This window comes from Alkalibacterium putridalgicola (assembly GCF_040959045.1).
Lineage (GTDB): Bacteria > Bacillota > Bacilli > Lactobacillales > Carnobacteriaceae_A > Alkalibacterium > Alkalibacterium putridalgicola.
The window spans coordinates 673,668-697,142 of the sequence record NZ_CP162615.1; the positions used below are offsets into that span (position 1 = coordinate 673,668).

Here is a 23,475-nt window from a genome sequence, read left to right on the forward strand (position 1 = left end):
TTGTCATGTCAAAAAGAACTACATCACATAATTTAAATGAACGATATGAGATGGTCATCGCGATACTGGAAGAAAGATGTTCAATTAATTCTCTAATAAAGAATGAAGGGATAAGTAAATCGGCGCTTAAAAGCTGGATTAGGAAATATAATGCCAACGGCATTGAAGGGTTAAAAGAATCCAGAGGGTGGAAAGTCTATTCGGATGAAGTGAAAACAAAAGCAGTTGAACACTACCTAAATACATCTGCGGGATTAGAATCGACTTGTGATACGTTCAACATCTCGTCCAGTTCGGTTTTAAGAAAATGGATTAAGCTTTATACTAGTGGAAAGGGATTTAAATCTACTAGTAGAGGAAGTCAGAAAATGAATACAGGGCGCAAAACAACATGGAAAGAACGAATTGAGATTGCACAATTCACCATTGCAAATGATCAGAATTATCATAAAGCCGAAGCAGAATATAATGTTTCGTATCAACAAGTCTATCAATGGGTACGCAAGTACAAAAATGGTGGACCAGAAGCACTTAAAGACCGCCGTGGGCGTTCTTTAGAATCAAAGGAAACGTTGACTGAAGAAGAAGAACTTCAGCTTGAGGTGAAAAGATTAAAACAGAGAAATGAGTATTTGGAAGCGGAGAACGGTTTGATAAAAAAGTTAAAAGTTATCGAAAGGAGGAATCGGCGCGGTTAGGATCCTGCCTGAACGAGTTTCAGGCTATCTATGAATATAATAAAGAAACGGATGTTTCTATTCTTATGCTCTGTAACATCATAGACGTCTCTCGATCCGGCTACTATAAATGGTTGAACCATACTCCTTCTCGGTGGGAAGAGGAAACGGAACGATTGATGTCGTGGATAAAAGAACGTTTTTATCACTATAACGGCATCTTTGGATATCGTCGCCTCACAATCGATTTAAATCGTGCCTCGAAGACCAAGCGGTACAATAAGAAACGTGTACGTCGCCTCATGATTCAAATGGGATTAAAGTCTTATATTCGACGTTCTAACGGATACTGCACACGAACCAGCTACAAAAATATCGAAGAGAATCATCTGAACCGTGAATTTGAAGCTGATAAACCTAACGAGAAGTGGGTCACAGACATCACCCATCTCCATTATGGTGACGGCCAAAAAGCCTATCTTAGTGCCATTAAAGACCTGTATGACGGATCGATCATTGCCTATAAACTCAGAAAACATAATGATAATCCTCTGGTCATGGCCACATTAAAAGATGCATTAGAAACTAATCCAAATGCCACTCCGCTTTTACACAGCGACCGAGGGTCGCAGTATACCTCAAAAACGTATCGTCAGCTTACAACAGAAGCTGGGATAACACGCAGTATGTCGCGTGTTGGTAAATGTATTGACAACGGACCGATGGAGAGCTTTTTTGGTCATTTCAAGTGTGAATCTTACAAACTGAAACACTATTCAACCTATGAGGAACTTGAAAGAGATATACAGAAGTACATGAAGTTTTACAACTACGAACGATTTCAGGAGACAAGAAACAGCCTGACACCAATGGAATATCGGTATCAGGCTGCGGCATAGAGTTTTTTATTTTTTCACTGTCTACTTGACAGGGTGCAGTTCACATTAACCTTTGAATGGCTTTTCTTTATGATTGCTGTTTTGAATATTTTTGTCTCTCTGAAACATACCGTGTGCAAGAATCTCCCGGATATGTCGAGCGCGTTCCGATGCCGATAAACCGGAACGGTCTTCGATCATCACACTATGAAAAATCATAGAAATCAATAAAGAAGCAGGTACCGAGGTCCTGAAATAACCTTTTTCCTGTCCGGTCATAATAAAGGCTTGAATATGGTCGAGCATGATTTTGTGAAGGTACTTTGAAACGTTGTCTTTATCTTTTAACTGTTTACCCTGGAGTTGAAGCTTTTGAAGGAACATTATGGACAAGTGGTGAACATCACTGTAATTAAAGATCAGTTGAAACATTTGATTGAAGTGTTCTTCTACATCTTCAGACCATTTCATCTCTTCGAATTCAGTCAGGAATTTGTTCATTTCTAAAGTGAGATAGTCATTGATCAAATCATCTTTATTGGAATAATATTTATAAATAGCTGTACGAGAAACGGCTAGGTTATCGGCCAGTAAGCCAAAAGAGAATTGGTCATACCCCTTTTCCATAAGTAGATGATGGGTTTGACTGTACAGGTCTTCCAGGGTGAATTTCTTTTTACGAGTCATACGGAGCATCCTTTCGTATGGTTTCTTCTATTGTACCATTTGAAAAAAAATTGCACAGCCGTTTTTCAGTTCAAAAAACCAAAATATACGAAATATAAAAGTATAAAACCTTTATGCTGCTGATATGAAAAAGAAAGAACTAGTCTGGAGCAGCATATCCTATTCTCTTCATTAATTTACAGAGCTGTATTCCCGATACTCGAGAAAAGAAAGTAATCGATTTTAAAAAGTATAGCAGAATCTTAGTCTTTTCTGCAGTGGGCATTACCAAATACTCTTATGTCAAGTGAGACGCTATTATAACTGAGCGGTCATTACCTATGCTTGCCCAGACAAGCAGTATTGCAGAAAAAATCAAAGTAGGGTCTGAAATCAGAAGTCTGTTTAAACAGTAACGTGAAATTAATCAATAGACATACTGTCACATCCAGGAGTGAATTTCCTCGAATTGACGGTATTTTTTTCTTTATTATGTTTTCCACCCAGTCCTTTTTTTTCAGGTTGACTTCTCCAGCATGAATATTAAGCGGTTCAGGACTCAAAAAGACCCCGATTTAAATTTACAATGATAAATAAAAAAGGGTATAATAATAAAATAACTTTATTATTCTCATGTAGTTTTTTGAAAGGAGCTTTTTCATGACCCCCAATAGAATAGGGTTTAGTTTTTTGATCATCGGCGCGTTTCTTCTTGCCGGTAAGTTAATACGTACACGGACGAAGTGGTTACAGAATTTATTTCTACCCAGTTCGATCATTGGAGGGTTCCTAGCCTTGTTCCTGGGCCCAGATGTGTTGGGGCGCTTGACTTCTCAGTTTTTAAACGAAGCTTCGATCTTTTATAACGGACTGATTCCAGGATTTATATTAGACGTATGGCGTCCCTTGTCCGGCTTGTTCATTAACATTATCTTTGCGGCCTTATTATTAGCGAAGCCTGTACCGGGGATAAAGAAAATATGGAATAATGCCGGCCCCCAAATCGTAATGGCCCATACAGTGGCCTGGGGTCAATACGTGGTGGGGTTACTGCTGGTCTTGTTTGTATTAACTCCGGTCTTCGGAACAGACCCGCTTGCAGGGGCCTTGATCGAAATCGCCTTTGTCGGCGGACACGGAACGGCAGCAGGTTTGTCGGATACGTTTACCTTGCTCGGCTATCCGGAAGGTGCTGATTTGGCCTTAGGTTTAGCTACCGTCGGGATTTTTGGAGGAGTCGTCTCCGGAATCGCCATTATTAATATCGGGTTCCGCAAAGGGTATGCCAAACCGCTGGACGAAAAACCGACCTTCTCTGATGAAGAAAAAGAACAGATCGCTGAATCTTATGGTTACGATATTGAACAAGATGTCAAACATGCCAAGGCCATCGAACCCTTAGCCTTTCACTTATCATTGATTGCTGTGGCGATTCTGTTTGGGTACATCTTCCAACAGGCGCTGATCCTGCTCGAAGCCTACACGTGGGGAGCATGGACGGATGTCTATCTCTTCACCTATATGCCGCTGTTCCCGCTGGCAATGATCGGAGGGATCATCGTCCAGATGATTTTTGCCAAGCTGAACTTGCGTAATTATATCGACCCAAATATAGTCAGTATGATATCAGGTTTTGCCTTGGACGTTCTACTTGTCTCTGCACTGGCTACCTTGTCCTTAGACGTCATCGGCGACAATATCGTCCCATTCCTGCTGATATCAGGATCAGGAATTGCCTGGAATCTGTTTGCATTCCTGTACTTGGGACCGCGTATGATCCCCGATCACTGGTTTGAACGAGGACTCGGAGATTTCGGGCAGTCGACTGGTATGGCAGCAACGGGTTTACTCTTAATGAAGATCGCTGACCCTGATAACAGAACACCCGCCTTGGAAGGATTCGGCTACAAGCAGATCATGTTTGAACCGTTCGTTGGTGGGGGACTGGTGACTTCAGCCTCGCTCCCATTGATTTATCAATTTGGTCCGGTGACCTTCCTGATCATCACTTCAGTGGTAACTCTGTTCTTCTTGATTTTCGGATTGATAAAATTCAAACCGGAAAGACTGCCAAACAAACCATAAATAAAAGCCTCTCCATTGTGGGGAGGTTTTTATTTGCAAGCGACCCTAGACTGAATTTTAAAAAATAAGAATATAAACATGACAGCGAAACATGATACACTTGAACTACTTTAGCGTGGCTACAGCAAAAATTTACGTTTATATCCAGTCTTTGTTAATGCGACCCGCTTTACTTTATAAAGAAACTGGATGCCTTGCTGTTTAAATTAGCTATAAATTAGCTTTCTTTATGTTGCAATAATTTTCATTCGGCATATGACAATTGATCAAGAAAAGGAGTACACTAATGCTGCACTTTCAAAAAAACAATGTAACTGTCTTTCAAAGTTCACTATATAAAACGACGTCCGCTGTTATACGATCAGAAGAAGCAGTGATTATGACCGATCCGACTTGGCTGCCGCATGAAATCGAGGAGATCAAGCAGTACATAAATAAGCATAGAGGAAATCGTCAGCTTTACATTATCTACACCCACAGCGATTTTGACCATATCATCGGTGCCGGAGCATTTCCGGAAGCTACGGTTATTGCCACGGAAGAATTTCAGATGAATACAAGGAAGAAAAAAATCCTAAAAGAAGTCCGCGATTTTGATCAGGAGTATTACATCGAACGGGAATACGTCCCGGAATATCCGACTGTTGATAGAGTAATAAGAAAGGACGGGGATAAGCTGGTACTTGGTGATATCACTTTGACCTTTTACAAAGCGCCAGGCCATACGGATGATGGATTGTTTACAGTCATCGAACCATTAGGTCTGTTTCTATCGGGAGACTACTTTTCAGATGTCGAATTCCCGTTCATCACGAGCAGCTATCAGGACTACGTGAAAACAGCGGATAAAGCACGTTGGCTGACAGGCCCTCACGATATCAAAGTCCATGTGCCTGGACACGGGAACGTTACGGATAACAAAAAGAAAATACATGATCGGATCGATTTTTCAGTGGAATATTTGAAGAGGTTAAAAGAAGAGGACAACACACTGGAAGAAGAACTGAAGAATATGTTCGAATTCTTTGGTGGGATGAAAAGCAGTCATAAAGAGAATATGATCAGAGTCCAAGAAAATCAATCATACTGAAGATGAAGAATGATTTTATGAATTACTATCAGATCCGTTAAAAAGAAACATTATAGAACTGAATCTTTGACTTATGCAGACAATAAAAGCGTTGCCGGATGATTCTATTTTCATCCAGCAGCGCTTTGATCTTTATATATAGTGACTTCATCAATCAGATACAGGTTCATCCAAAATCATATCATCAGGAATCAGAGAAAGAAACTGTTCTGAAACCTCATCTGAAAACGTGTAGATAAAATGTGTGTTCTCGCTGTCCATGATGGTCCCGGTCAATTCATCTTCAGTGACCCAGAGGTGGAACACTTCTTCTGAGCCATCTGCATAGTCTATTTTCATATCGTAGTAGGGCGGGGTGACATCTACTATACCCGGTTGTCTTTCTGATCCTTCGATCATTTCATCCACAATAAACTGCAGAGATTCTGTATCCTCGATTTCTGCGATGTAGTCCGAACTGACTGAACCCGAAAGCGAAGCATAGGATATACCTGCCCAGACAGGTTCAGATCTTTCCACCAGCTTGAGATAATGTTCAGAATCGGACTGGGCCGATTCATAGATAGCTTCCTTCTGTTCGGCAATGGATCCTGCCGGTTCAGAGGTCGTGTTGTCCTGCTCGCCGCAGGCAACAAGAAGTAACGCCGTTCCAACTAAAAATGGAGCAACCTTCATTAACTTCATCATTTACCCTCCCGTGTTGAATCCTACCGCAACAGTAAGACTCATATTGATTACTTCAAGTATAGCAATTATCCCTGAAAAATAATATTTATTTTGATGCATTTTTAAAAGTCTTAAGTATGTACGAAAGACAAGGATACTCGCTTTAGACATAAGGAAACACTTGTCATGCCGTTAATTTGACTTGATATAGGGTATGCGTTATAATTATCTCGAATTCGAAATATAAATGATACTATAACAACTAAGTTTACAGGAGGACACTATACATGAACCAACTCAAAGGGATCCATCACGTGACAGCCATTACTAGCAGCGCTGAAAAAATCTATGACTTTTTCACTCATGTTCTTGGCATACGTCTGGTCAAAAAGACTGTCAATCAGGACGACATTCAAACCTATCACTTATTTTTTGCGGACGACACAGGGAGTGCGGGAACGGACATGACTTTCTTTGATTTTCCAGGTATACAAAAAGGTGTCCACGGGAATGACGAAATCGCTCGGACAAGTTTCCGCGTGCCTACAGATGATGCGCTCGATTACTGGGTCAAACGGTTTGACCGTCTGGAAGTGAAGCATGAAGGCATTCAGGAACAGTTCGGCAAGAAAGTTCTGCCTTTTGTCGACTTTGATGATCAGAACTACCAGCTGATTTCTGACGAAAAAAATACAGGCATAGAATCAGGAACGCCCTGGCTGGACGGTCCGATCCCGTTGGAGTTTGCGGTCACTGGACTGGGACGCATGTTTTTACGCTACCAGGATCTGGATTATATCAAAGCCGTTCTGGAACAAGTCTATGATATGACGCAGATCGCTGCGGAAGGTGATTTGTATCTGTTTGAAATGGGCCAAGGCGGTAATGGTGCAGAAGTAGTTGTGGAACACAACACAGAGCTTCCACGCCATCAACAGGGATATGGGACTGTTCACCATGTGGCGTTTCGTGTAGAGGATAAAGAAGACCTTGAAAACTGGAAGGAGAAATACCAGGCTGTCAAGCTGCCTAATTCAGGTTACGTGAACCGCTTTTACTTCGGCTCCCTTTATGCCCGAGTGACTGCCGGCATCTTGGTCGAACTGGCGACTGAAGGACCAGGATTTATGGAAGATGAACCGTATGAAACACTGGGTGAAAAACTGTCTCTGCCACCATTTCTCGAACCTCAGCGTGACATCATCGAAAATGAAGTCCGTCACATCGATACGGTCAGAAGTACAAAGACTTTTGAGAAAGAGTACGAGTAACAATTTGAGCAACTGAAAACCAAAAAATCCCCTGATACAACTTACTGTATCAGGGGATTTTTTAGTTTAAAGACAAGGAAGAGTGACTTATTGTGCAGGCCGTCGTGTAAGCCGTATGATTTGAGGAAATCAATGGGGATACTCTAAAATTAAGAGTGTAAGGAATTCAAAAAGAGTTTATTCATAATCTACAAGGAGGACAAAAACGATGCAGCACGAATTAACAGACAGAAAACCTTTAGACAGTCTATCGTTGAAATTGAAGAAACTGAAAGATCAGGTCATTGTCATCACAGGAGCGACAAGTGGGATCGGGCTGGTCACTGCACGCATGGCTGCTGATAAAGGAGCCAAACTGGTATTGGGAGGCAGGGAAAGAGCAGCACTGGAAACACTGACAGACGAACTGAGCGAAAAAACCGAAGTCGTCTATCTTGAAATGGATGTATCAAAAGAGGAAGAAGTAAAACAGCTGGCAGAAAAAGCGGTGGAAACTTTTGGTGGCTTCGATACCTGGGTCAATAATGCAGCAGTGGCTATATACGGACATCTGACCGATGTACCGATCGTCGATGCTCGTGAACTGTTTGAAATCAATTACTGGGGCACCGTATACGGTTCACTGGCAGCGATCGATCATTTCAGAGAAAAAGAAACAGCTGGTGCACTGATCAATATGGGAAGTGTACTCGGTAATCGCACCTTCCCGATCCAGGGAACTTACTCATCATCCAAATTCGCTGTACACAGTTTCACGGATGCTTTAAGAATGGAAGCGGAAAAAGAACATCTGCCGGTCGTTGTGACTCAAATCCATCCAGCACGCATAGATACCCCTTATGCAGAACATGCAGCCAGCTATATAGATAAGGCGCCTTCACACGATGGCATGATGTACCCGCCGGAAAGCGTGGCGGAATCTATTCTCTATACTGCTGAACATCCAGTCAGAGACATGTATGTCGGTGGTCAGTCGAAGATGATAAGTTTAATGGGGGCTTTGATGCCACGCTTTACCGACCGCTATCTGGAAAAGTCGATTTATGATACAAACTATGATGAATCTAAGGATGCTGAATCTCCGCTTCAAAGTTCATTATATGGAGAAGGGGAGCAGTTGAAAGAAAGAGGCGGGAATAACATTGGCTGGACGCGCAGGGGCAGTTTGCTTGTCAAAGCTAAAAAACATCCATTGATTTTCTTGATTCCGATTACGATCATAGGAGTAACAAGCTTGTCCTTCCTGCTGTTTTCCGGAAATAAAAAAAGCAAAGCACAGAAAATAAAAGAAGCTTATCGTATGAAAAAGACCAAGATGATGTTCAAACATCCTAAAAAAGCATGGAAGTATGGAAAAATGAAACGAAAAATCAGACATTTAAGCCATTGATAGAAAAAAAACGTATAGAACAGCAACTGTTGTCTGTCTAAGCATGTAGGCAACTGAACAGAGCAAGAGACACTGGCGCACTTACAGGTAAACTGGACCCCATGTCAAGGACAGTTTGATAAAAACCCCTTATAATTTATTATCGCTCCTTCTATGATAACGTCATAGGAGGAGCGATAATACGTTTAAGCCTGGATCAATACTTAGATTTTGGGTGGGGATTATCCAACAAAAAAATGAATAAGAAGGATTTTAATAGCCTAGAAACCCTTGGTTTCTCAATCTTTAGAGACATGCATACAGAACGCGTTTATCCAAACTGGATGTTACGTTATTTTGAAACATTGACTGAAAGCGAACAGAGGGTGTACTTCCACTCCTTTCGCCAGGTGACTGATCAAATGTATTCCGAAGATTATTTGATTGATCGGTTGAAATGGATTTTAAAATATCCAGCTATCGAAATGGAATACGACCTCTATGTTCATGCAAAACTGGATTTAGATTTTTATTATCCTGCTGTTTTCAAACCCGAAAAATGGACACAATTAGAGGAAAAATATTTTGATCGCTTTAATGAGGATATTCTATCGGTACTTGAATCTCAGGAAAATCAGGCGTTTTCACCAAATGACTCAGGGGATACACACCCGTTTTAAAATAATCATAATATTGATTAGGAGATAATTTCGCCAGTTTCCACTGATAGCGTTCTGTATTATGATAATCCATATAGTCATCAATAATGGGGTGAAGGTCTGAGAACGCCTCAACATCACCAAGATAAGCTATTTCGTCTTTCATGTGTCCAAAGAAGGATTCTTGGGGAGCGTTATCCCAACAGTTTCCTCTTCGTGACATAGATTGACGCAGTTCTTTATCCGCGAGTAATTTTTGAAATTTTATACTTGTATAGTGAATGCCCTGGTCGGAATGGATCAGGGTTTTCTGTTGTTTTGAAATGTCATGGTTGATCAAAAGGTCTTCAATCATCTCTAAAACAAAATCAATACTTAAGGATTCACTTAATTGATACGCTAAGACCTGGTTCGTGAATGCATCAATCACGGCAGATAAATAAGCTTTCCTTCCTCGCCCGTAAAAGAGATAGGTGATATCTGTTAAGAGGATCGTTCGTGGACCGTAGGCTCTAAATTCTCTGTTAACGAGATTAGGTTTTAACGCATGTTCCTGGCGTACTTTTGCCATGCGCTTATACGGATTCGGTTTTCTTATAGGGCAGAACAGTCCAAACTTTCTCATTAAGCGCTGGATTTTCTTCCGGTTCATGAGTATCTCCATGTGTAACAGTCGCATATGGATCCCTCTGGATCCTTTATCATAGCCGCGATGTGTATAGGCTTCAAGTATCAAATTAAAATCGTGCTGATCTTGTTCTTCTTTTTTCTTTCGACTCTCTTCAGATTTCAACCAGTTGTAATACCCCGAACGTGAAACTAAAGCAATCTCACATAGCCATGATATATTTAACAAATTATGATCTCGTTTTGTTAGGTCTTTAATGAGTTGGAATTTTTCTTGTGTGAAGCCCTCTTGGCCTTCCGATGGATAAAATTTGTTTTTTTTAGGGCATCTATCTGTTGTTTTTGAAGGGCGACTTTATGTTTCAAGTGTGCGATTTCTTCTTCTTGAGTTCTTTCTTTAGTACGGGGTCTTCCACTGGATTCACTACGTAAATCCATAAATCCTTCTGGGCGATGGCTCATATTTTTAATTCGTCTGGAAAAAGTCTTTATACGGTCTTTCCTTAACGCTATCACATCAAAGTCTGCGTCTCTAAAAATTTGCGTAGGTCCTTTTCCGAGAGCTTTTTCTTTAGCGAAATGGTCTTTGAATGCCTCTGAGTAAGTTACTGCTTTAGTTGATGCTTTCTCTACAAAAGGATTTTCTTCAAGTTCTCTTCGCTCTTCCTCTGTAAAATAATTTCTTCCCATGTCAACGCTCTCCTTTGAACTCATATAGTTGGGTTCATTATACAATAAAGAACCCTATAAAATAGAGAACGAATAAGGGTTTTTTATCCGTGTCTATTCTATAGGGTCCAGTTTAAGGTGTGTGCAGTGTCTCTTTTTAATGAGCAAATATCGATTGCCGATCATTGAAATCAGAGCAGTAAACGACAAGATGCTTCACTTAAAGCTTTCAGTTTCAGAGTGGATAGAAGATATAACAGGAAGAATGATACCCGATGTTCCATGAGTTTATTTTAGAAACATGTCGAGTGAATAATAAAAATATTTGATAGATAGTTGAACAATAAAATTAGTCTATCTATCCGGCTTATACTTATTCGACCTTCAATGAGCGATGATTAGAGGTTGAAAATTCTAGACGTTACTATATAAATAAAATTTATACCTCTATTTATATATTGTATTTGCTAAATCAGTAATATCAGGTAAACTTTGATTAAGCGCTTACAAAAAATAGGGAGTGGAAATTATGCCAACAGTAGCGGTAGCTGGAGGATCCAGGGAAGAAATCCTGGAATTGGCCAGACTCAGCCAGATCGAATTCAAAGACAGTGTGAAATTTAAAATATTCGATACAGAGCCCGACATCGATCATGAAGACACTTGGGAATACATACAGTGCAGTAACGAAGAAGAAATGGTCCGACAGACTGTTGAATCTGTCGTCAATAAAGAAGCTGATATCCTGCTGAAAGGCGGCATCCAGACACATATTTTACTGAAAGAAGTACTGAAAAAAGAGCATGATTTGAAGACGCAGGAACTGCTGTCGCATGTGGCCTTAGTGGAACTGCCGGCACTAGACAGACAGATCCTTTTGACTGACGCAGGGATGAATATCACACCAACGGAAGAACAGCTGGAACTGATCATAGAGAATGTTCTGAACGTAGGGAAAGCCATTGGTCTGACGCATCCGAAAGTTTCCCTGATCAGTGCGGCAGAAAACTATAATCCTAAAATGCCGTCTTCAGTCCTGGCGAAAGAACTGACAGAACGTTTCAAAGACCATAAAGAGGCCACAATTTACGGACCGTTGTCTCTTGATTTGTCCTTGTCTAAAACAGCAGTGGAACATAAACAGTTTAAAGGGCCGATACAAGGTGACGCGGATATCCTAGTTGTCCCTAATATCGATGTCGGAAACGTCCTCTATAAATCCTTCCTGCTGTTTGGGGAAGCGGTCATGGGCGGAACGATCGTGGGAACTAAAGTACCGATCGTTCTGACGTCGCGCAGTGATGAAGTCCAGAGTAAACTATATGCATTGAAATTTGCTTTGATGCAAATAACAGAACACTAGAGTAAGCAGGAGGTCATTCATGAAACAACTGATACTAGTCATCAATCCGGGGTCAACATCGACGAAAGTCTCTTTATATAATAAATTGGATGTACTGGCTACAAATACGATCCGTCACAGAACCGATAAACTCGCTCAATTTAAAGGGGTGATCGATCAGAAGGAATTCCGGAAAAAACTAATTATAGGCTTTATGGAAAAGGAAGGTTACCTGCCTCAAGATCTAACAGCTGTTGCAGGGCGGGGAGGTCTTTTGAAACCGATCCCTGGTGGAACGTATATCGTAGAAGAAGAGATGCTCAAGGATCTGCGGGAAGAAAAGTACAATACGCATGCCTCAAACTTAGGGGCTATCCTGGCCAAAGAAATAGCCGAACTGGCCGGTGTCAAGGCTTATATCGTCGATCCGGTGGTAGTCGATGAGCTGGATGACATCGCTCGTATTTCTGGTCTTAAAGGAATCGAGCGGAGAAGCGTGGTCCATGCCTTGAATCAGAAGGCTGTAGCTAGAAAAATACTGCAGCAGAAAAGTAAAGTATACGAGACCAGCAATGTCATAGTCGCTCATTTAGGCGGTGGAGCTAGTATCGGTGCCCATCAAAACGGCAAGATGATCGATGTCGTCAATGGACTGGACGGGGAAGGCCCGTTCACACCCGAACGGACTGGTGGATTACCACTTTATGACTTTGCGAAAATGATACTTGAGCAACAGCTCGATCTGGATCAGGTGAAGAAACTACTTGCCGGTAACGGCGGGATGAAATCGTACTTAAACGAAATCGATATAAGAAACGTTCTTGATATGATCAATAAGGGTGATAAGGAAGCCGAACTCATCCTTCGTGCGATGACCTATCAGCTTGCTAAAGCCATTGGCGAAATGGCGACGGTCTTAAAGGGCAAGGTCGATGTGATCATTCTGACAGGTGGCGGCAGTTATAGTGAGTTCATTGTCAGCCATACAAAAGAGCGTGTGGAATGGATCGCACCGGTGGAAGTCATGCCGGGTGAGATGGAAATGGATGCCCTGCATGAAGGTGTCATGCGTGTACTGAATAAGGAAGAAGAACCGAAGCGATACAGCGAGATAAATTAGAGAGGAAACGAGGGGAAAAGATGGCGATAGAAACAGAACTCCTGATATTAGGCGGAGGGACAGGCGGTTATGTTGCGGCGATCCAGGCGGCGAAAGCGGGTATGGATGTTGTGCTCATTGAACAGGACAAGCTTGGTGGGACCTGTCTACACCGCGGCTGCATCCCAACGAAAGCGTTACTTAGAAGTGCAGAAGTCATGGGTACCCTGAAAGAAGCTGGAGATTTTGGCATAGACGTCAGTGATGCGGTTCAAGTCAACTTTACCAAGGTCAATGAACGGAAGCAGGCTATCGTAGACCAGCTGCACGATGGCGTACAGGGACTGATGAAGAAAAACAAGATCAAAGTCGTCCACGGCAAAGGGGCTGTATTAGGTCCGTCGATCTTTTCGCCGGTGTCCGGTGCAGTCGCTGTGACCTTTGATGATGAAGACAAAGAAGAAGAAATCTATGTTTCAAAAAAACTGATCATTGCGACCGGCTCCAGTCCGGCAACCTTGCCGCATCTGCCCCTGGATGAAGAAACGATTTTGTCTTCCACCGGCATGCTGCAGCTGGAAGAACTGCCGGAATCCATCGCTATTATCGGCGGTGGCGTAATCGGTGTGGAATGGGCATCGCTGCTGCACGGTCTGGGTGTCGAGGTGACGGTTTTTGAAGCTCTCGACCGGCTGATTGTCAACGAAAGCAAGACCGTTTCAAAAGCGCTCAAGAAACAGTTTGAAAAACGAGGGATCAAGGTGGAACTCAGCCAGCTCGTTGAAGGCGTCGATAAAACAGACGGAAGAGTCAAACTGTCTGTTAAAGGAAAAGATGCACCGATGGACTTTGATAAGGTGATGGTCGCGATCGGCAGAAAACCGAACGTGGAGGGCATCGGCCTTCAAAACACCTCAGTCAAATACGACGCCAAAGGCATACAGGTGAATGACCACTATCAGACGACAGAAAGTCATATCTATGCAATCGGCGACTGCATCAACACACTGCAGCTGGCTCATGTCGCCATGAAAGAAGGCGAATTGGCCGTCGAGCATATGATCAGGGAAACAAGCGAACCGATCAACTATCTGAATGTCCCGCGCTGTACCTATACGACACCTGAAATCGCAAGTGTCGGCTATACGAAAGAAACACTTCCGGAAGGCAGGAAAGTCAAAGTAGGGACCTTTAATTTTAACGGGAACGGCAAAGCACTTATTCACGGCAACTCTGAAGGTTTTGTGGAAGTGCTGAGAGATGAAGAAACGGATGATCTGATTGGGATGTCCATCATTGGCCCGCATGCAACAGATCTGATCTCAGAAGCCAGCACAGCCATCTACATGAATGCCACACCTTTGGAGATCGGCGAAGCGATCCATCCGCACCCGACCTTATCTGAAGGGATCATGGAAGCGTCTCTGGATGTCTATAAATTAGCGGTTCATAAATAAGAAAGTGAGTGTGAACAGTGATGAAAAAACTGAAAGAATCAGGATTGAGCAACGAAGAAATCATCCAGGCTTATCGTCACGTTTTGATGGGGCGGCGTCTGGACGAACGTCTCTGGCAGCTGACGCGTATCGGCAAGACGTCTTTCAATATCTCAGGACAGGGACATGAAGTCGGCCAAGTGGCGATGGCGATGGCTTTCGAACATGAGAAAGACTATTTCCTGCCTTATTACCGCGATATGGCACCCTGTCTGGTCTGGGGCATGACGCCTAAAGATATCATGCTGGGGTCCCTGGGGAAAGAGGATGATCCTTCTTCTCACGGACGCCAGATGCCAAACCACTACGGTTCAAAAGAACACAATATCATCTCGCATTCCTCAACGGTCAGCACCCAGTACACACTGGCAACGGGCGTAGCCTACGGTGCCCTGTTAGGGAAGAAAGACTATGTGACCTTAGCGACCACTGGTGAAGGCTCGGCCAATCAGGGCGAAGTACAGGAAGCGATGAACTTTGCCGGTGTGAAAAAACTGCCGCTGATTTTCGTGATCGAAAACAATGGCTATGCGATCTCTGTTGGAAGAGACGAACAGTATGCCAGTGAGAAACTGTCCGACCGCGGACCGGCATTCGGCATGACTGGTATCCAAATCAATGGGAACGACTTTGTCGAATCCTACCTCGCCTTCAAAAAAGTGGTTGAAGACGCCCGCAAAGGATTTGGACCGGCACTGATCGAAATGATGGTCACGCGTCTGACCTCGCATTCCGCAGACGATGATCATTCAGTTTACCGAACAAAAGAGGATATTGAGAACCTGAAGAAAAATGACGGTCTGCTCCTGTTTGAGAAACAGCTGATCGATGAAGACTATCTGACTCGTGAACAGATGAAAGAGATCGATGCAGAACTGAAAAAAGAAATCAATCAAGCCACGGATGAAGCAGAAGCCATGCCTGATCCAAAAGCTGAAGACATACTCAAAGAAGTCTATGCAGATAATTAAACGAAGAAAGGATGCGTAAGGCCTATGGCAATGATGACTTACTTAGAAGCCATTCATAAAGGAATCGAAGAAGAAATGGCACGTGATGAAAACGTCGTGATTTTCGGCGAAGATGTCGGAGGTGTGAAGGGCGGCGTCTTTGGTGTGACCAAGGGACTGGCTGAGAAATTCGGAGACGACCGCTGCTTCAACACGCCGCTGACAGAGGGACTGATTGGCGGACTGGCCGTTGGACTTGGCACAGTCGGTTACCGGGCGATCGGCGAATTTCAGTTTGCGGATTATCTGCTTCCGGCTGTGAACCAGCTGATTTCAGAAGCGAGTCGTATGCGTTACCGTACGCAGGGCGACTGGACTGCACCGATCACGTTCCGTGCTCCTTATGGCGGCGGTGTCCGCGGGGGACTATACCACTCACAGTCGACAGAAAAAGTTTTGTTTGGTCAGCCGGGACTCCGGATCGTGACCCCGTCTTCGCCACGCGATGCAAAAGGCTTGATCAAAGCAGCGATCCGCTGTGACGATCCCGTCGTGTTTTATGAACACAAGCGCTTATATCGCCTGCTGAAAGAGGATGTACCGGAAGATGATTACGTCGTGCCGATCGATAAGGCCAATGTGGTCAGAGAAGGGGACGACATCACGGTCATCGGCTACGGCATGGTTTTGAACCACGCACTGAAAGCCGCAGAGACCTTGAGCAAAGAAGGCTATGAAGCGGAAGTCGTGGATGTCCGTTCCATTTATCCTTTAGACAAAGAAACCTTAGTTAAAGCAGCGAAAAAGACAGGGAAAGTGCTGCTGGTCACGGAAGATAATCTGGAAGGCAGTGTCATGAGCGAGATCTCCGCGATCATTGCAGAAGAAGCCCTGTTCGATCTGGATTCTCCGATCAGACGCCTGGCCGGTCCGGATTCACCAAGCATGCCGTATGCACTGCCGCTGGAACGGGAATTCCTGATCAGTGAAGAAAACGTTCTAGATGCCATGCGTGATCTTGCAGAGTTTTAAGGAGGAAAGTGAATGAGTACAAAGATAATCGAAATGCCTCACTTGGGAGAAAGCGTCACGGAAGCATCGATCGCGGTGTGGCTGGTTTCTGAAGGGGACAGGATCGAGAAATATGATCCCATCGCCGAAGCTGTATCGGACAAGGTGACGACTGAAATACCCTCGAATTATTCGGGCATCGTCAAGGAATTTCTGATCGAACTGGATACTGACGTTGAGATCGGGACACCGATCGTCAAAATAGAAACGGAAGAAGCCGGTGAAGATGACAGCACAAATATAGACAAGTCCGAACAGCCTGTGGGGGCGGAATCTCCTGCCGACACAGAAAAGAAAGAAGAAATGACTGAACATATCAACGAAGAAATCGATAAAGAAGCCGACAAGCGACCGATGGAAAGAAACGCGAAAGCAAGCAAGCAGGAGAGTGCTGTTTCACGATCAGTTCCTTCGACTGATAAAAACACGCGTTACTCGCCGGCTGTGGTCCGTATTGCTCAGGAACGCGGCATCGACTTGAACCAGGTAGAAGGATCCGGAAAACACGGTCGCATCACGCGAAAAGATGTCCAGAACTTTGATGTATCCAGTCAAAAAGAAGCAAAACCGGAAACAAAAGCAGACGTTCCGGAAGCCTCTATTCAGGCTCAGAAAGACACAGCGGAAAAAGAAGGTAGGTCTAAAAAAGTACCGGTCTCTTATACATCAAGTGGAGACGAAGTGGTGTCGGCAGACGGTATCCGTAAAGCTATCGCCAAGAAAATGGTGCAGAGTTCCACTGAGATCCCGCATGCATGGCTGATGGTGGAGGCAGACGTCTCGAATATCGTCAAGCTGCGTAATAAAACCAAAGAACAATTCAAGAAACAGGAAGGCGTGACATTGTCTTACTTCCCGTTCTTTGTCAAAGCTGTGGTTCAGGCACTCAAAAAACATCCGATCATGAATGCGTCCTGGGATAACGGGAACATCGTCTATCATAAAGACATCAACATATCCGTAGCTGTGGCGACAGATGAGCATTTATTTGTTCCTGTGATCCACAATACCGACAACTATTCGATCAGCGGCTTATCCAAAGAAATCAGCCGACTGGCAGGACTTGCACGTGACGGCAAGCTGAGCAGTCAGGACATTCAGGGCGGAACGATGACCGTGAACAATACCGGCAGCTTTGGATCCGTCCAGTCCATGGGCATCATCAATCATCCGCAGGCAGCCATCCTGCAGGTCGAAAGCATCACCAAACGCTTCGTGCCGACAGAAGACGGCGGATTTAAAGCAGCCGACATGATCAACCTGTGCTTATCGATCGATCACCGCATCATCGACGGACTCCAGGCCGGACGCTTTCTGAAAGACGTGAAAGAGAATCTGCAGAGGTTCACAAATGAATCTGATTTATACTAAAAAACCGTTTCACTTGAAAAGCGAAACAGTCCGTTAGATTCAATTCTTTTTGATCTCATCGATCAGATCATTGATGGCTTTGGTCGGTGCCTTGCTTTTCTTCAAGGCGACGCCGATGGCATAATAGTCATTTTTATCCTGAAGCGGGATCCATTTCAACCCGTCCAGAGCGCCGATCGCTTTGTATTCAATCGGAAGCAGACAGATAGAGTCGAGGGATTTTAAACTGTAGAGCAGAACCTGGAGGTCATCGTGCTGCATGACGATATTCGGTTCAAAGCCTAAGTGACGACTCCGGTCCAGAAGCATCTGACCGAGCATGAAGTTTTCATTCAAAGTCGAGAAGCGCTGCTCCTTCAAGTCTTCAAACTTTAATTCTTTTTTTGAAGAGAGAGGATTACTTTCCGGTACGACGACATGCACGTTATAACCTTTGGTCGATGTATTGAGGGCCTCGATCGAAATGGCGTTTGACTGGGTATTCGGAAAAGATACCAGACCGATATCCAGCTCGTCGTTGGCCAGCATCTCCTGGATTTTACGTGACCCATTTTGAGTGATGATCAAGTCGACATTCTGATGGGTCGCAATAAAACTGGAGATCTGCTGCATATATTGGACAGCGAATAAAATCGTGAGGCCTAAGCGAATCACTTCTTTCGAGTCAGACTTCATATGCTGGATGCGGTTGACCAGCGTATCGAAATCATTGACGATCTTTTCGCCCCGATTATATAGGAGCTTGCCTGACTGAGTTAGATTATAACTCTTGTCATGCTGGTCGAAGAGCCGGGTATTGAGTTCCGCTTCCAGCTTTTTAATGGTAAAAGACAGCGTCGGCTGAGTAACGAAGAGATTTCGGGCCGCCTGTGACAGATTTCTGGTGTTGGCGATTTCTATAAAATATTTAAGCTGCTTGATATCCAAACAAATCATCCTTCAAATTAATATAGTCATTCTTCAATTATACAACAGAAAATTTGTAAGCGGTTAAATAAACAGAAATATTAAGTGACTTCTCATTTAACAACTGACTAAAACATATATTGATTAGAGAGAAAGGAAGTTATTTTGATGGAGATATTCAAAAGTATAGGAGAATACGATTACGAACAACTGGTCTTTATGCAGGATGAAGAGACAGGTTTAAAGGCCATCACCTGTATTCACGATACGACCTTGGGCCCAAGTTTGGGCGGGACGCGTTACTGGACCTATGAAAAAGAAGAAGATGCCATTGAAGATGCGATGAGACTGGCGCGTGGCATGACCTATAAAGCGGCAGCCAGCGGATTGCCTCTTGGCGGTGGCAAGACAGTGATCATAAAAGATCCTGCAAACCAGGTGAGTCAGGAAGCACTGTTCAGAGCCTTCGGACGCTTTGTTGAGGGATTGAATGGCCGTTACATAACAGCGGCCGATGTAGGCACAACGACTGTTGAAATGGATTATATTTATCAGGAAACAAACTATGTTGCAGGAACAGGACTTAAACCGGGCACTTCAGGAAATCCATCTCCTTCTACCGCACATGGTGTGTATGTTGGAATGAAGGCCGCAGCCAAAAAAGCTTTCGGAACAGATTCCCTTGAAGGAAAAACCATTATTATCGAAGGTGTGGGTAAAGTCGGCTATCTACTGGCAGAAGCGGCTCTTGAAGAAGGTGCGAAAGTCTGTGCAACCGATATTTTTAATGGACCAATAGAACGAGCCAGAGACCTTGGCTGCGATATCGTTGATGCAGATGAAATGTTCGAGATGCAGGCCGATATCTATGCCCCTTGTGCGTTAGGTGCCTCGATCAATGATGACAGCCTTGAGAAAATCAAAAAAGCGGGCATCAAAGTGATCGCCGGTGCCGCAAATAACCAGCTGGCTGAACCGCGTCATGGTGATAAACTCGAAGAAATGGGACTGGTCTATGCCCCTGACTATATCCTGAATGCGGGCGGGCTGATCCAGGTTGCAGATGAATTCAACGGCGGTTACAATGCAGCACGTGCGCGCATGTCGGTCGACCGTATCTATGACCAGATCGAAAAAGTGTTTAAAATTGCTGAACGTGACGGTATTCCGACCTATAAAGCTGCAGATGCTCTTGCTGAAGAACGCATCAAAGCCATCAGAAACACGCGAAGCATCTTTACACAAAACGGTAAATCCATCATCAACCGGTAAGCGGTACGAAAAGCCTCGCTCCTCGATTAGAGGAATGGGGCTTTAACTGTTTTAGTCTTCTTTTAAAGTTTGTTTCCGAGTGGTAAAGTCTAGTTCACAAGGTTTTAAGATGCTTGAACTCGATATAATGACTATTTAGTCAAGTTGGGCACTAAATTAATAGACTGAACTACACTTAGAAGAGTTTTTATGAAGTTCAGAGCTCTGAGCGAACTTAAACATAATGTTTTTTAAATGTAGTTTAATGGTACAAGTTGATGCTGAACTCGATATCATAGATGTAAAGAACCCTTCGGCTCAACAGCCGAAGGGTTTCCTTTCAGAATAATGAAGAATAAGCGTCATGCGACGTTTATTCATTCCACTCAGTATGAAAATCTACTCTTTTTTCTCGTACTCCAGTATATCTCCCGGCTGACAGTCCAGCGCTTCGCAGATGGCCTCCAAAGTCGAGAAGCGAACGGCGACTGCTTTCCCGGTTTTTAATTTTGATAAGTTGACGTTGGATACGCCGACTTCTTCAGCCAAGTCTTTGAGCAGCATTTTTCTGTCAGCCATCACTCTGTCCAGTCTCACTACGATAGGCATACACGTCTCCTCCTTTTAGACCGTATCATCAGCTAACTCCTGCAGACTGATACCGTATTTCAGGACACCACTGACGATATAGAGAATCAGACCGATCAGGAAGGCTGAAGACAAGTCGATAATGAAGAAGAAGCCTTCATCAGCGCTCAAGTTAACGATCAAAGAGTATAAGAGAGGCAGGAGTATATCGGCGACGATCAAGATAATGCTGATCCTTTTTACAGACTCAGCGAACTCAAAAGTAAAGGGGGTTTCGCCGCGGACCAGTCTGTCAAATAGAAAACTGCCTTTAAAAAAGATGTAACTGCTTAAGGCCAAGAAGACCGGGGCGATAATAAAAGCGCCGAGTCTGAAATCCGCTTCAGTCACACGGGAATCGGAAAATTGGAATAAGGGAGAGTTGGAAAAAGCGACATTGACGGTGGCTGAATCAGTTTCCAGGAAAAAGGAAAAGACTACGATCAATAGTAAAGCAGCGATCGAGAGGACTCCAAATCCTTTTAGTAGAAGAGATAATAAACGACTGACTTGACGGAATCGGTTGACATTCATGTGACTCACTCCTCGTATTTTATGTAATTAGACTGAACTGAATTAAAAACTGTCAGTAATTCAATTAAACCGTATCATCGGCAAGTTGTTGTAAATTGATCGCGTATTTAAATATCTCGGAGACAGCGTAGAGAATGAGACCGATTAGAAAAGGAGCCCCCACTCCAATAATGTAATAAGAACTTCCGTCCATAATAAGTGTGACCATCAGAGAATAAATTAGAGGAAATAAGATATCTGAAAGTATCAGAATTATACTTATTCTTTGAATTGTTCTGGAGAAGTCATTAGAAAAAGGATTATTTCCTTCAGCTAAATAGTTGAATATTTGACTTCCTTTCCATAAGACATAACAGTTAATAATTGATGCTATAGGGACGATGAACAAGGCAGCTAACTGACGGTCGGCAGTAGTAAGTTCACCTCTTTGCCCATTTATGAGAGTAAAACTTGGCGAGTTAAAGTTAAACCAGATATCTGAATCGGTAAAAAAGTATGAAAACAAAAGAACTGCTATTGTTGAACCTAACCATATTGCTGCAATTTTTAATATGACCGACGTAAATCGACTGACACTACGAAACCGTTTGACATTCATGCTCGTCACCCCTCTGTTCTATTTATCTAGAGTATATAACTTAAGTTTATATAAGTCAACAATAAATTATCGATAAACATTAATTGTTTTGTTATTCTCATAAATTTTAATAGTGATATCTGATATGCTATAATGAAACAAATCTTATTTTAAAGGATGAAAAAGCATGCACTCGAAATTACTTGAAGAACATGGTTTGTTAAATAAAATCGCCGGTTCTGACTATAACTTCAGATACCAGAAAGCCGGAAATAAAATCGTCGAAGACGTTGACCGACTCTTAACTGATATGAATATAGAACCTTCAGAAATCTACACTGGTCAGCAGATGCATACCGATCATGTTGAAGTAGTCGATGGAGAAAACGGTGAAGACTTCGTATACGGCAGGACCTTCAAAGAAACAGATGGACTGATCACGAACAAACCGGATATAGCCCTGCTCATCAAGTATGCGGACTGCACACCGATCATCTTATTCGATCCTAAAAAACGTGTTCAGGCTGTAGTTCATTCGGGGTGGCGTGGCACGGTGAAACACATTTCAGTAAAAGCTATCGAGAAGATGGAAGAGGCGTTTGGCTGTAATAGAAAAAACTTGCTTGTCTACGTGGGACCGTCGATCGACCAGGAGAATTATGAAGTGGGTCCGGAAGTGTATGAGGCATTCAGCGCTGTAAAAAATCGTGACGACTTTTTCAAACTGCATGGAGAAAAGTACAAAATGAGTATGACCGATGCAAACGTATCTATCCTTCTTAAAGCAGGCATCAAAGCAGAGAATATGGAAGTGGAGCGGACATCGACCTATAAGAGTGCAGAGCTGCATTCGGCGAGAGGAGAAGGACCGGAGTATCAGTTGAACGGCTTGCTGGCGATGATGAAGAGCGAGGTCTAAATTAATGAATATAAAAAAATCCTAAGACAAAAAAGTCTTAGGATGTTTTTAATTATAACGTTTCGATGCCGCACATAATAAATGGAATAAGCGAAGCGATATACTCTTCAGGTTCTTCAGCGTTATCGGATTCCACCCAGTCCTGACTCGTACTTCTAACTGTCGCAGTCAGCCATCTGGCCAGTTTCAGTTTAAGACTTGCATTTAATGAAACATCGATCTCGCTCAGTTTTCTGGAAAAGATATTGACCAGTTCTAGCTTTATGATTGCATCGATCGTCTCTTTCTCCTCTTGACCCGAGATCAAATTGACAGAAGTTTTAAAACGAGTCAAAGATAGAAAAACGGTTTTAATGGTCTCTTCCATAGTTAACGTGGTCTTCTGCTTGTCGCAGCCAAGATTCAAATGCAGTTTTTCTTCCACCACTTTTTCCAGCAAATCGTACTTGTCTAGAAAGTGATTGTAAAACGTTGCACGGTTGATCATGGCTTCTTCTGTGATATCTTTGACAGATATATCTGAGAAAGACTTTGTTTGAGAAAGCTTTATAAAAGCATCAGTGATCAACTTTCGAGTACGCAACACTCGCGGATCGGTTTTTGTTTCCATCATATGGATTTTCCCCCTTACAAAAGGAATAGGTTAATAAACAATAATTAAAAAGTGTTACTTAA

The 23,475-nt window shown here is 43.1% G+C and carries 22 protein-coding genes and 1 pseudogene; 14 read left to right on the top strand and 9 right to left on the bottom strand.

The genetic code is table 11. The annotated features are described in order from the left end of the window. Window positions 1-5: 5 nt before the first annotated feature. Window positions 6-1,576: pseudogene (locus tag AB4027_RS03410) on the top strand (IS3 family transposase). Between the two features lie 45 nt (window positions 1,577-1,621). Here the strand turns inward: AB4027_RS03410 and AB4027_RS03415 are convergent. Continuing rightward, window positions 1,622-2,242 (bottom strand): TetR/AcrR family transcriptional regulator, encoded by a 621-nt coding sequence (locus AB4027_RS03415; protein ID WP_368645975.1) that lies wholly within the window; start codon window positions 2,240-2,242, stop codon window positions 1,622-1,624. A gap of 639 nt (window positions 2,243-2,881) precedes the next feature. On the opposite strand from AB4027_RS03415, the gene AB4027_RS03420 reads away from it, so the two are divergent. Together AB4027_RS03420 and AB4027_RS03425 are read left to right on the top strand one after the other, a co-directional pair. After that, a complete protein-coding gene (locus tag AB4027_RS03420; RefSeq protein ID WP_368645976.1) occupies window positions 2,882-4,306 on the top strand; it encodes a sodium/glutamate symporter in 1,425 nt (474 codons plus the stop codon). A gap of 286 nt (window positions 4,307-4,592) precedes the next feature. Next, window positions 4,593-5,396: an MBL fold metallo-hydrolase gene (locus tag AB4027_RS03425; RefSeq protein WP_368645977.1), complete on the top strand. Its 804-nt coding sequence runs from the start codon at window positions 4,593-4,595 to the stop codon at window positions 5,394-5,396. A 150-nt stretch (window positions 5,397-5,546) separates the two neighbouring features. Here the strand turns inward: AB4027_RS03425 and AB4027_RS03430 are convergent, their stop codons facing one another. Next, a complete protein-coding gene (locus AB4027_RS03430; RefSeq protein WP_368645978.1) occupies window positions 5,547-6,080 on the bottom strand; it encodes a hypothetical protein in 534 nt (177 codons plus the stop codon). A gap of 269 nt (window positions 6,081-6,349) precedes the next feature. Here AB4027_RS03430 and AB4027_RS03435 point away from each other — a divergent pair, with 269 nt between their 5' ends. The 3 genes from AB4027_RS03435 to AB4027_RS03445 all read left to right on the top strand — a co-directional run bounded on the left by AB4027_RS03435 (window position 6,350) and on the right by AB4027_RS03445 (window position 9,382). Continuing rightward, window positions 6,350-7,333: a ring-cleaving dioxygenase gene (locus AB4027_RS03435; protein ID WP_368645979.1), complete on the top strand. Its 984-nt coding sequence runs from the start codon at window positions 6,350-6,352 to the stop codon at window positions 7,331-7,333. A gap of 208 nt (window positions 7,334-7,541) precedes the next feature. Then, entirely contained in the window at window positions 7,542-8,723 is a 1,182-nt protein-coding gene (locus AB4027_RS03440; RefSeq protein WP_368645980.1) for an SDR family oxidoreductase, read from the top strand. Window positions 8,724-8,959: 236 nt separating this feature from the next. Continuing rightward, entirely contained in the window at window positions 8,960-9,382 is a 423-nt protein-coding gene (locus AB4027_RS03445; protein ID WP_143059437.1) for a hypothetical protein, read from the top strand. On the opposite strand, the gene AB4027_RS03450 is transcribed toward AB4027_RS03445, so the two are convergent. Further along, window positions 9,297-10,217 (bottom strand): IS3 family transposase, encoded by a 921-nt coding sequence (locus tag AB4027_RS03450; protein ID WP_091482215.1) that lies wholly within the window; start codon window positions 10,215-10,217, stop codon window positions 9,297-9,299. The genes AB4027_RS03445 and AB4027_RS03450 overlap by 86 nt on opposite strands. Before the next feature lie 17 nt (window positions 10,218-10,234). Next, window positions 10,235-10,678, bottom strand: a complete 444-nt coding sequence (locus tag AB4027_RS03455) for an HTH domain-containing protein (RefSeq protein ID WP_368644674.1) — start codon at window positions 10,676-10,678, stop codon at window positions 10,235-10,237. A gap of 508 nt (window positions 10,679-11,186) precedes the next feature. Here AB4027_RS03455 and AB4027_RS03460 point away from each other — a divergent pair. The 6 genes from AB4027_RS03460 to AB4027_RS03485 are packed head-to-tail and all read left to right on the top strand — an operon-like array spanning window position 11,187 to window position 17,986. Further along, window positions 11,187-12,020 (top strand): phosphate acyltransferase, encoded by an 834-nt coding sequence (locus AB4027_RS03460; RefSeq protein ID WP_368645981.1) that lies wholly within the window; start codon window positions 11,187-11,189, stop codon window positions 12,018-12,020. A gap of 19 nt (window positions 12,021-12,039) precedes the next feature. Further along, window positions 12,040-13,119: a butyrate kinase gene (buk, locus tag AB4027_RS03465; RefSeq protein ID WP_368645982.1), complete on the top strand. Its 1,080-nt coding sequence runs from the start codon at window positions 12,040-12,042 to the stop codon at window positions 13,117-13,119. 20 nt (window positions 13,120-13,139) lie between these two features. After that, window positions 13,140-14,555, top strand: a complete 1,416-nt coding sequence (gene lpdA / locus AB4027_RS03470) for a dihydrolipoyl dehydrogenase (RefSeq protein WP_368645983.1) — start codon at window positions 13,140-13,142, stop codon at window positions 14,553-14,555. A gap of 20 nt (window positions 14,556-14,575) precedes the next feature. After that, on the top strand, window positions 14,576-15,565 hold the full coding sequence (locus AB4027_RS03475; RefSeq protein WP_368645984.1) for a thiamine pyrophosphate-dependent dehydrogenase E1 component subunit alpha: 990 nt from the start codon (window positions 14,576-14,578) through the stop codon (window positions 15,563-15,565). Between the two features lie 24 nt (window positions 15,566-15,589). Next, the gene (locus AB4027_RS03480) at window positions 15,590-16,576 is read left to right on the top strand and encodes an alpha-ketoacid dehydrogenase subunit beta (RefSeq protein WP_368645985.1); all 987 of its coding nucleotides are present in this window, start codon (window positions 15,590-15,592) and stop codon (window positions 16,574-16,576) included. 12 nt (window positions 16,577-16,588) lie between these two features. Beyond that, the gene (locus AB4027_RS03485) at window positions 16,589-17,986 is read left to right on the top strand and encodes a dihydrolipoamide acetyltransferase family protein (protein ID WP_368645986.1); all 1,398 of its coding nucleotides are present in this window, start codon (window positions 16,589-16,591) and stop codon (window positions 17,984-17,986) included. A gap of 39 nt (window positions 17,987-18,025) precedes the next feature. On the opposite strand, the gene AB4027_RS03490 is transcribed toward AB4027_RS03485, so the two are convergent. Further along, on the bottom strand, window positions 18,026-18,913 hold the full coding sequence (locus AB4027_RS03490; RefSeq protein ID WP_091488942.1) for a LysR family transcriptional regulator: 888 nt from the start codon (window positions 18,911-18,913) through the stop codon (window positions 18,026-18,028). Window positions 18,914-19,060: 147 nt separating this feature from the next. Here AB4027_RS03490 and AB4027_RS03495 point away from each other — a divergent pair, with 147 nt between their 5' ends. Continuing rightward, the gene (locus AB4027_RS03495; protein ID WP_368645987.1) at window positions 19,061-20,164 is read left to right on the top strand and encodes a Glu/Leu/Phe/Val dehydrogenase; all 1,104 of its coding nucleotides are present in this window, start codon (window positions 19,061-19,063) and stop codon (window positions 20,162-20,164) included. A 378-nt stretch (window positions 20,165-20,542) separates the two neighbouring features. On the opposite strand, the gene AB4027_RS03500 is transcribed toward AB4027_RS03495, so the two are convergent. The 3 genes from AB4027_RS03500 to AB4027_RS03510 all read right to left on the bottom strand — a co-directional run bounded on the left by AB4027_RS03500 (window position 20,543) and on the right by AB4027_RS03510 (window position 21,902). Beyond that, the gene (locus AB4027_RS03500) at window positions 20,543-20,752 is read right to left on the bottom strand and encodes a helix-turn-helix transcriptional regulator (protein WP_091488938.1); all 210 of its coding nucleotides are present in this window, start codon (window positions 20,750-20,752) and stop codon (window positions 20,543-20,545) included. 15 nt (window positions 20,753-20,767) lie between these two features. Next, complete coding sequence (locus AB4027_RS03505; RefSeq protein ID WP_368645988.1) at window positions 20,768-21,304, bottom strand: DUF2975 domain-containing protein; 537 nt, start codon at window positions 21,302-21,304, stop codon at window positions 20,768-20,770. A 64-nt stretch (window positions 21,305-21,368) separates the two neighbouring features. Further along, window positions 21,369-21,902, bottom strand: a complete 534-nt coding sequence (locus AB4027_RS03510; protein ID WP_368645989.1) for a DUF2975 domain-containing protein — start codon at window positions 21,900-21,902, stop codon at window positions 21,369-21,371. A gap of 166 nt (window positions 21,903-22,068) precedes the next feature. Here AB4027_RS03510 and pgeF point away from each other — a divergent pair, with 166 nt between their 5' ends. After that, complete coding sequence (gene pgeF / locus AB4027_RS03515; RefSeq protein ID WP_368645990.1) at window positions 22,069-22,800, top strand: peptidoglycan editing factor PgeF; 732 nt, start codon at window positions 22,069-22,071, stop codon at window positions 22,798-22,800. Window positions 22,801-22,852: 52 nt separating this feature from the next. On the opposite strand, the gene AB4027_RS03520 is transcribed toward pgeF, so the two are convergent. Further along, entirely contained in the window at window positions 22,853-23,413 is a 561-nt protein-coding gene (locus AB4027_RS03520) for a TetR family transcriptional regulator (RefSeq protein WP_368645991.1), read from the bottom strand. Window positions 23,414-23,475 lie beyond the last annotated feature (62 nt).

Bases quoted from the DNA above. Each gene is read 5' to 3' on its own strand.
- AB4027_RS03520 (WP_368645991.1), bottom strand. From the start codon at position 23,413: ATGATGGAAACAAAAACCGATCCGCGAGTGTTGCGTACTCGAAAGTTG.
- AB4027_RS03430 (WP_368645978.1), bottom strand. From the start codon at position 6,080: ATGAAGTTAATGAAGGTTGCTCCATTTTTAGTTGGAACGGCGTTACTT.
- AB4027_RS03445 (WP_143059437.1), top strand. From the start codon at position 8,960: ATGAATAAGAAGGATTTTAATAGCCTAGAAACCCTTGGTTTCTCAATC.
- AB4027_RS03480 (WP_368645985.1), top strand. From the start codon at position 15,590: ATGGCAATGATGACTTACTTAGAAGCCATTCATAAAGGAATCGAAGAA.
- AB4027_RS03435 (WP_368645979.1), top strand. From the start codon at position 6,350: ATGAACCAACTCAAAGGGATCCATCACGTGACAGCCATTACTAGCAGC.
- AB4027_RS03460 (WP_368645981.1), top strand. From the start codon at position 11,187: ATGCCAACAGTAGCGGTAGCTGGAGGATCCAGGGAAGAAATCCTGGAA.
- AB4027_RS03420 (WP_368645976.1), top strand. From the start codon at position 2,882: ATGACCCCCAATAGAATAGGGTTTAGTTTTTTGATCATCGGCGCGTTT.
- AB4027_RS03495 (WP_368645987.1), top strand. From the start codon at position 19,061: ATGGAGATATTCAAAAGTATAGGAGAATACGATTACGAACAACTGGTC.
- lpdA (WP_368645983.1), top strand. From the start codon at position 13,140: ATGGCGATAGAAACAGAACTCCTGATATTAGGCGGAGGGACAGGCGGT.
- AB4027_RS03485 (WP_368645986.1), top strand. From the start codon at position 16,589: ATGAGTACAAAGATAATCGAAATGCCTCACTTGGGAGAAAGCGTCACG.
- AB4027_RS03505 (WP_368645988.1), bottom strand. From the start codon at position 21,304: ATGAATGTCAACCGATTCCGTCAAGTCAGTCGTTTATTATCTCTTCTA.
- AB4027_RS03500 (WP_091488938.1), bottom strand. From the start codon at position 20,752: ATGCCTATCGTAGTGAGACTGGACAGAGTGATGGCTGACAGAAAAATG.
- pgeF (WP_368645990.1), top strand. From the start codon at position 22,069: ATGCACTCGAAATTACTTGAAGAACATGGTTTGTTAAATAAAATCGCC.
- AB4027_RS03510 (WP_368645989.1), bottom strand. From the start codon at position 21,902: ATGAATGTCAAACGGTTTCGTAGTGTCAGTCGATTTACGTCGGTCATA.
- AB4027_RS03415 (WP_368645975.1), bottom strand. From the start codon at position 2,242: ATGACTCGTAAAAAGAAATTCACCCTGGAAGACCTGTACAGTCAAACC.
- AB4027_RS03455 (WP_368644674.1), bottom strand. From the start codon at position 10,678: ATGGGAAGAAATTATTTTACAGAGGAAGAGCGAAGAGAACTTGAAGAA.
- AB4027_RS03440 (WP_368645980.1), top strand. From the start codon at position 7,542: ATGCAGCACGAATTAACAGACAGAAAACCTTTAGACAGTCTATCGTTG.
- AB4027_RS03425 (WP_368645977.1), top strand. From the start codon at position 4,593: ATGCTGCACTTTCAAAAAAACAATGTAACTGTCTTTCAAAGTTCACTA.
- AB4027_RS03475 (WP_368645984.1), top strand. From the start codon at position 14,576: ATGAAAAAACTGAAAGAATCAGGATTGAGCAACGAAGAAATCATCCAG.
- buk (WP_368645982.1), top strand. From the start codon at position 12,040: ATGAAACAACTGATACTAGTCATCAATCCGGGGTCAACATCGACGAAA.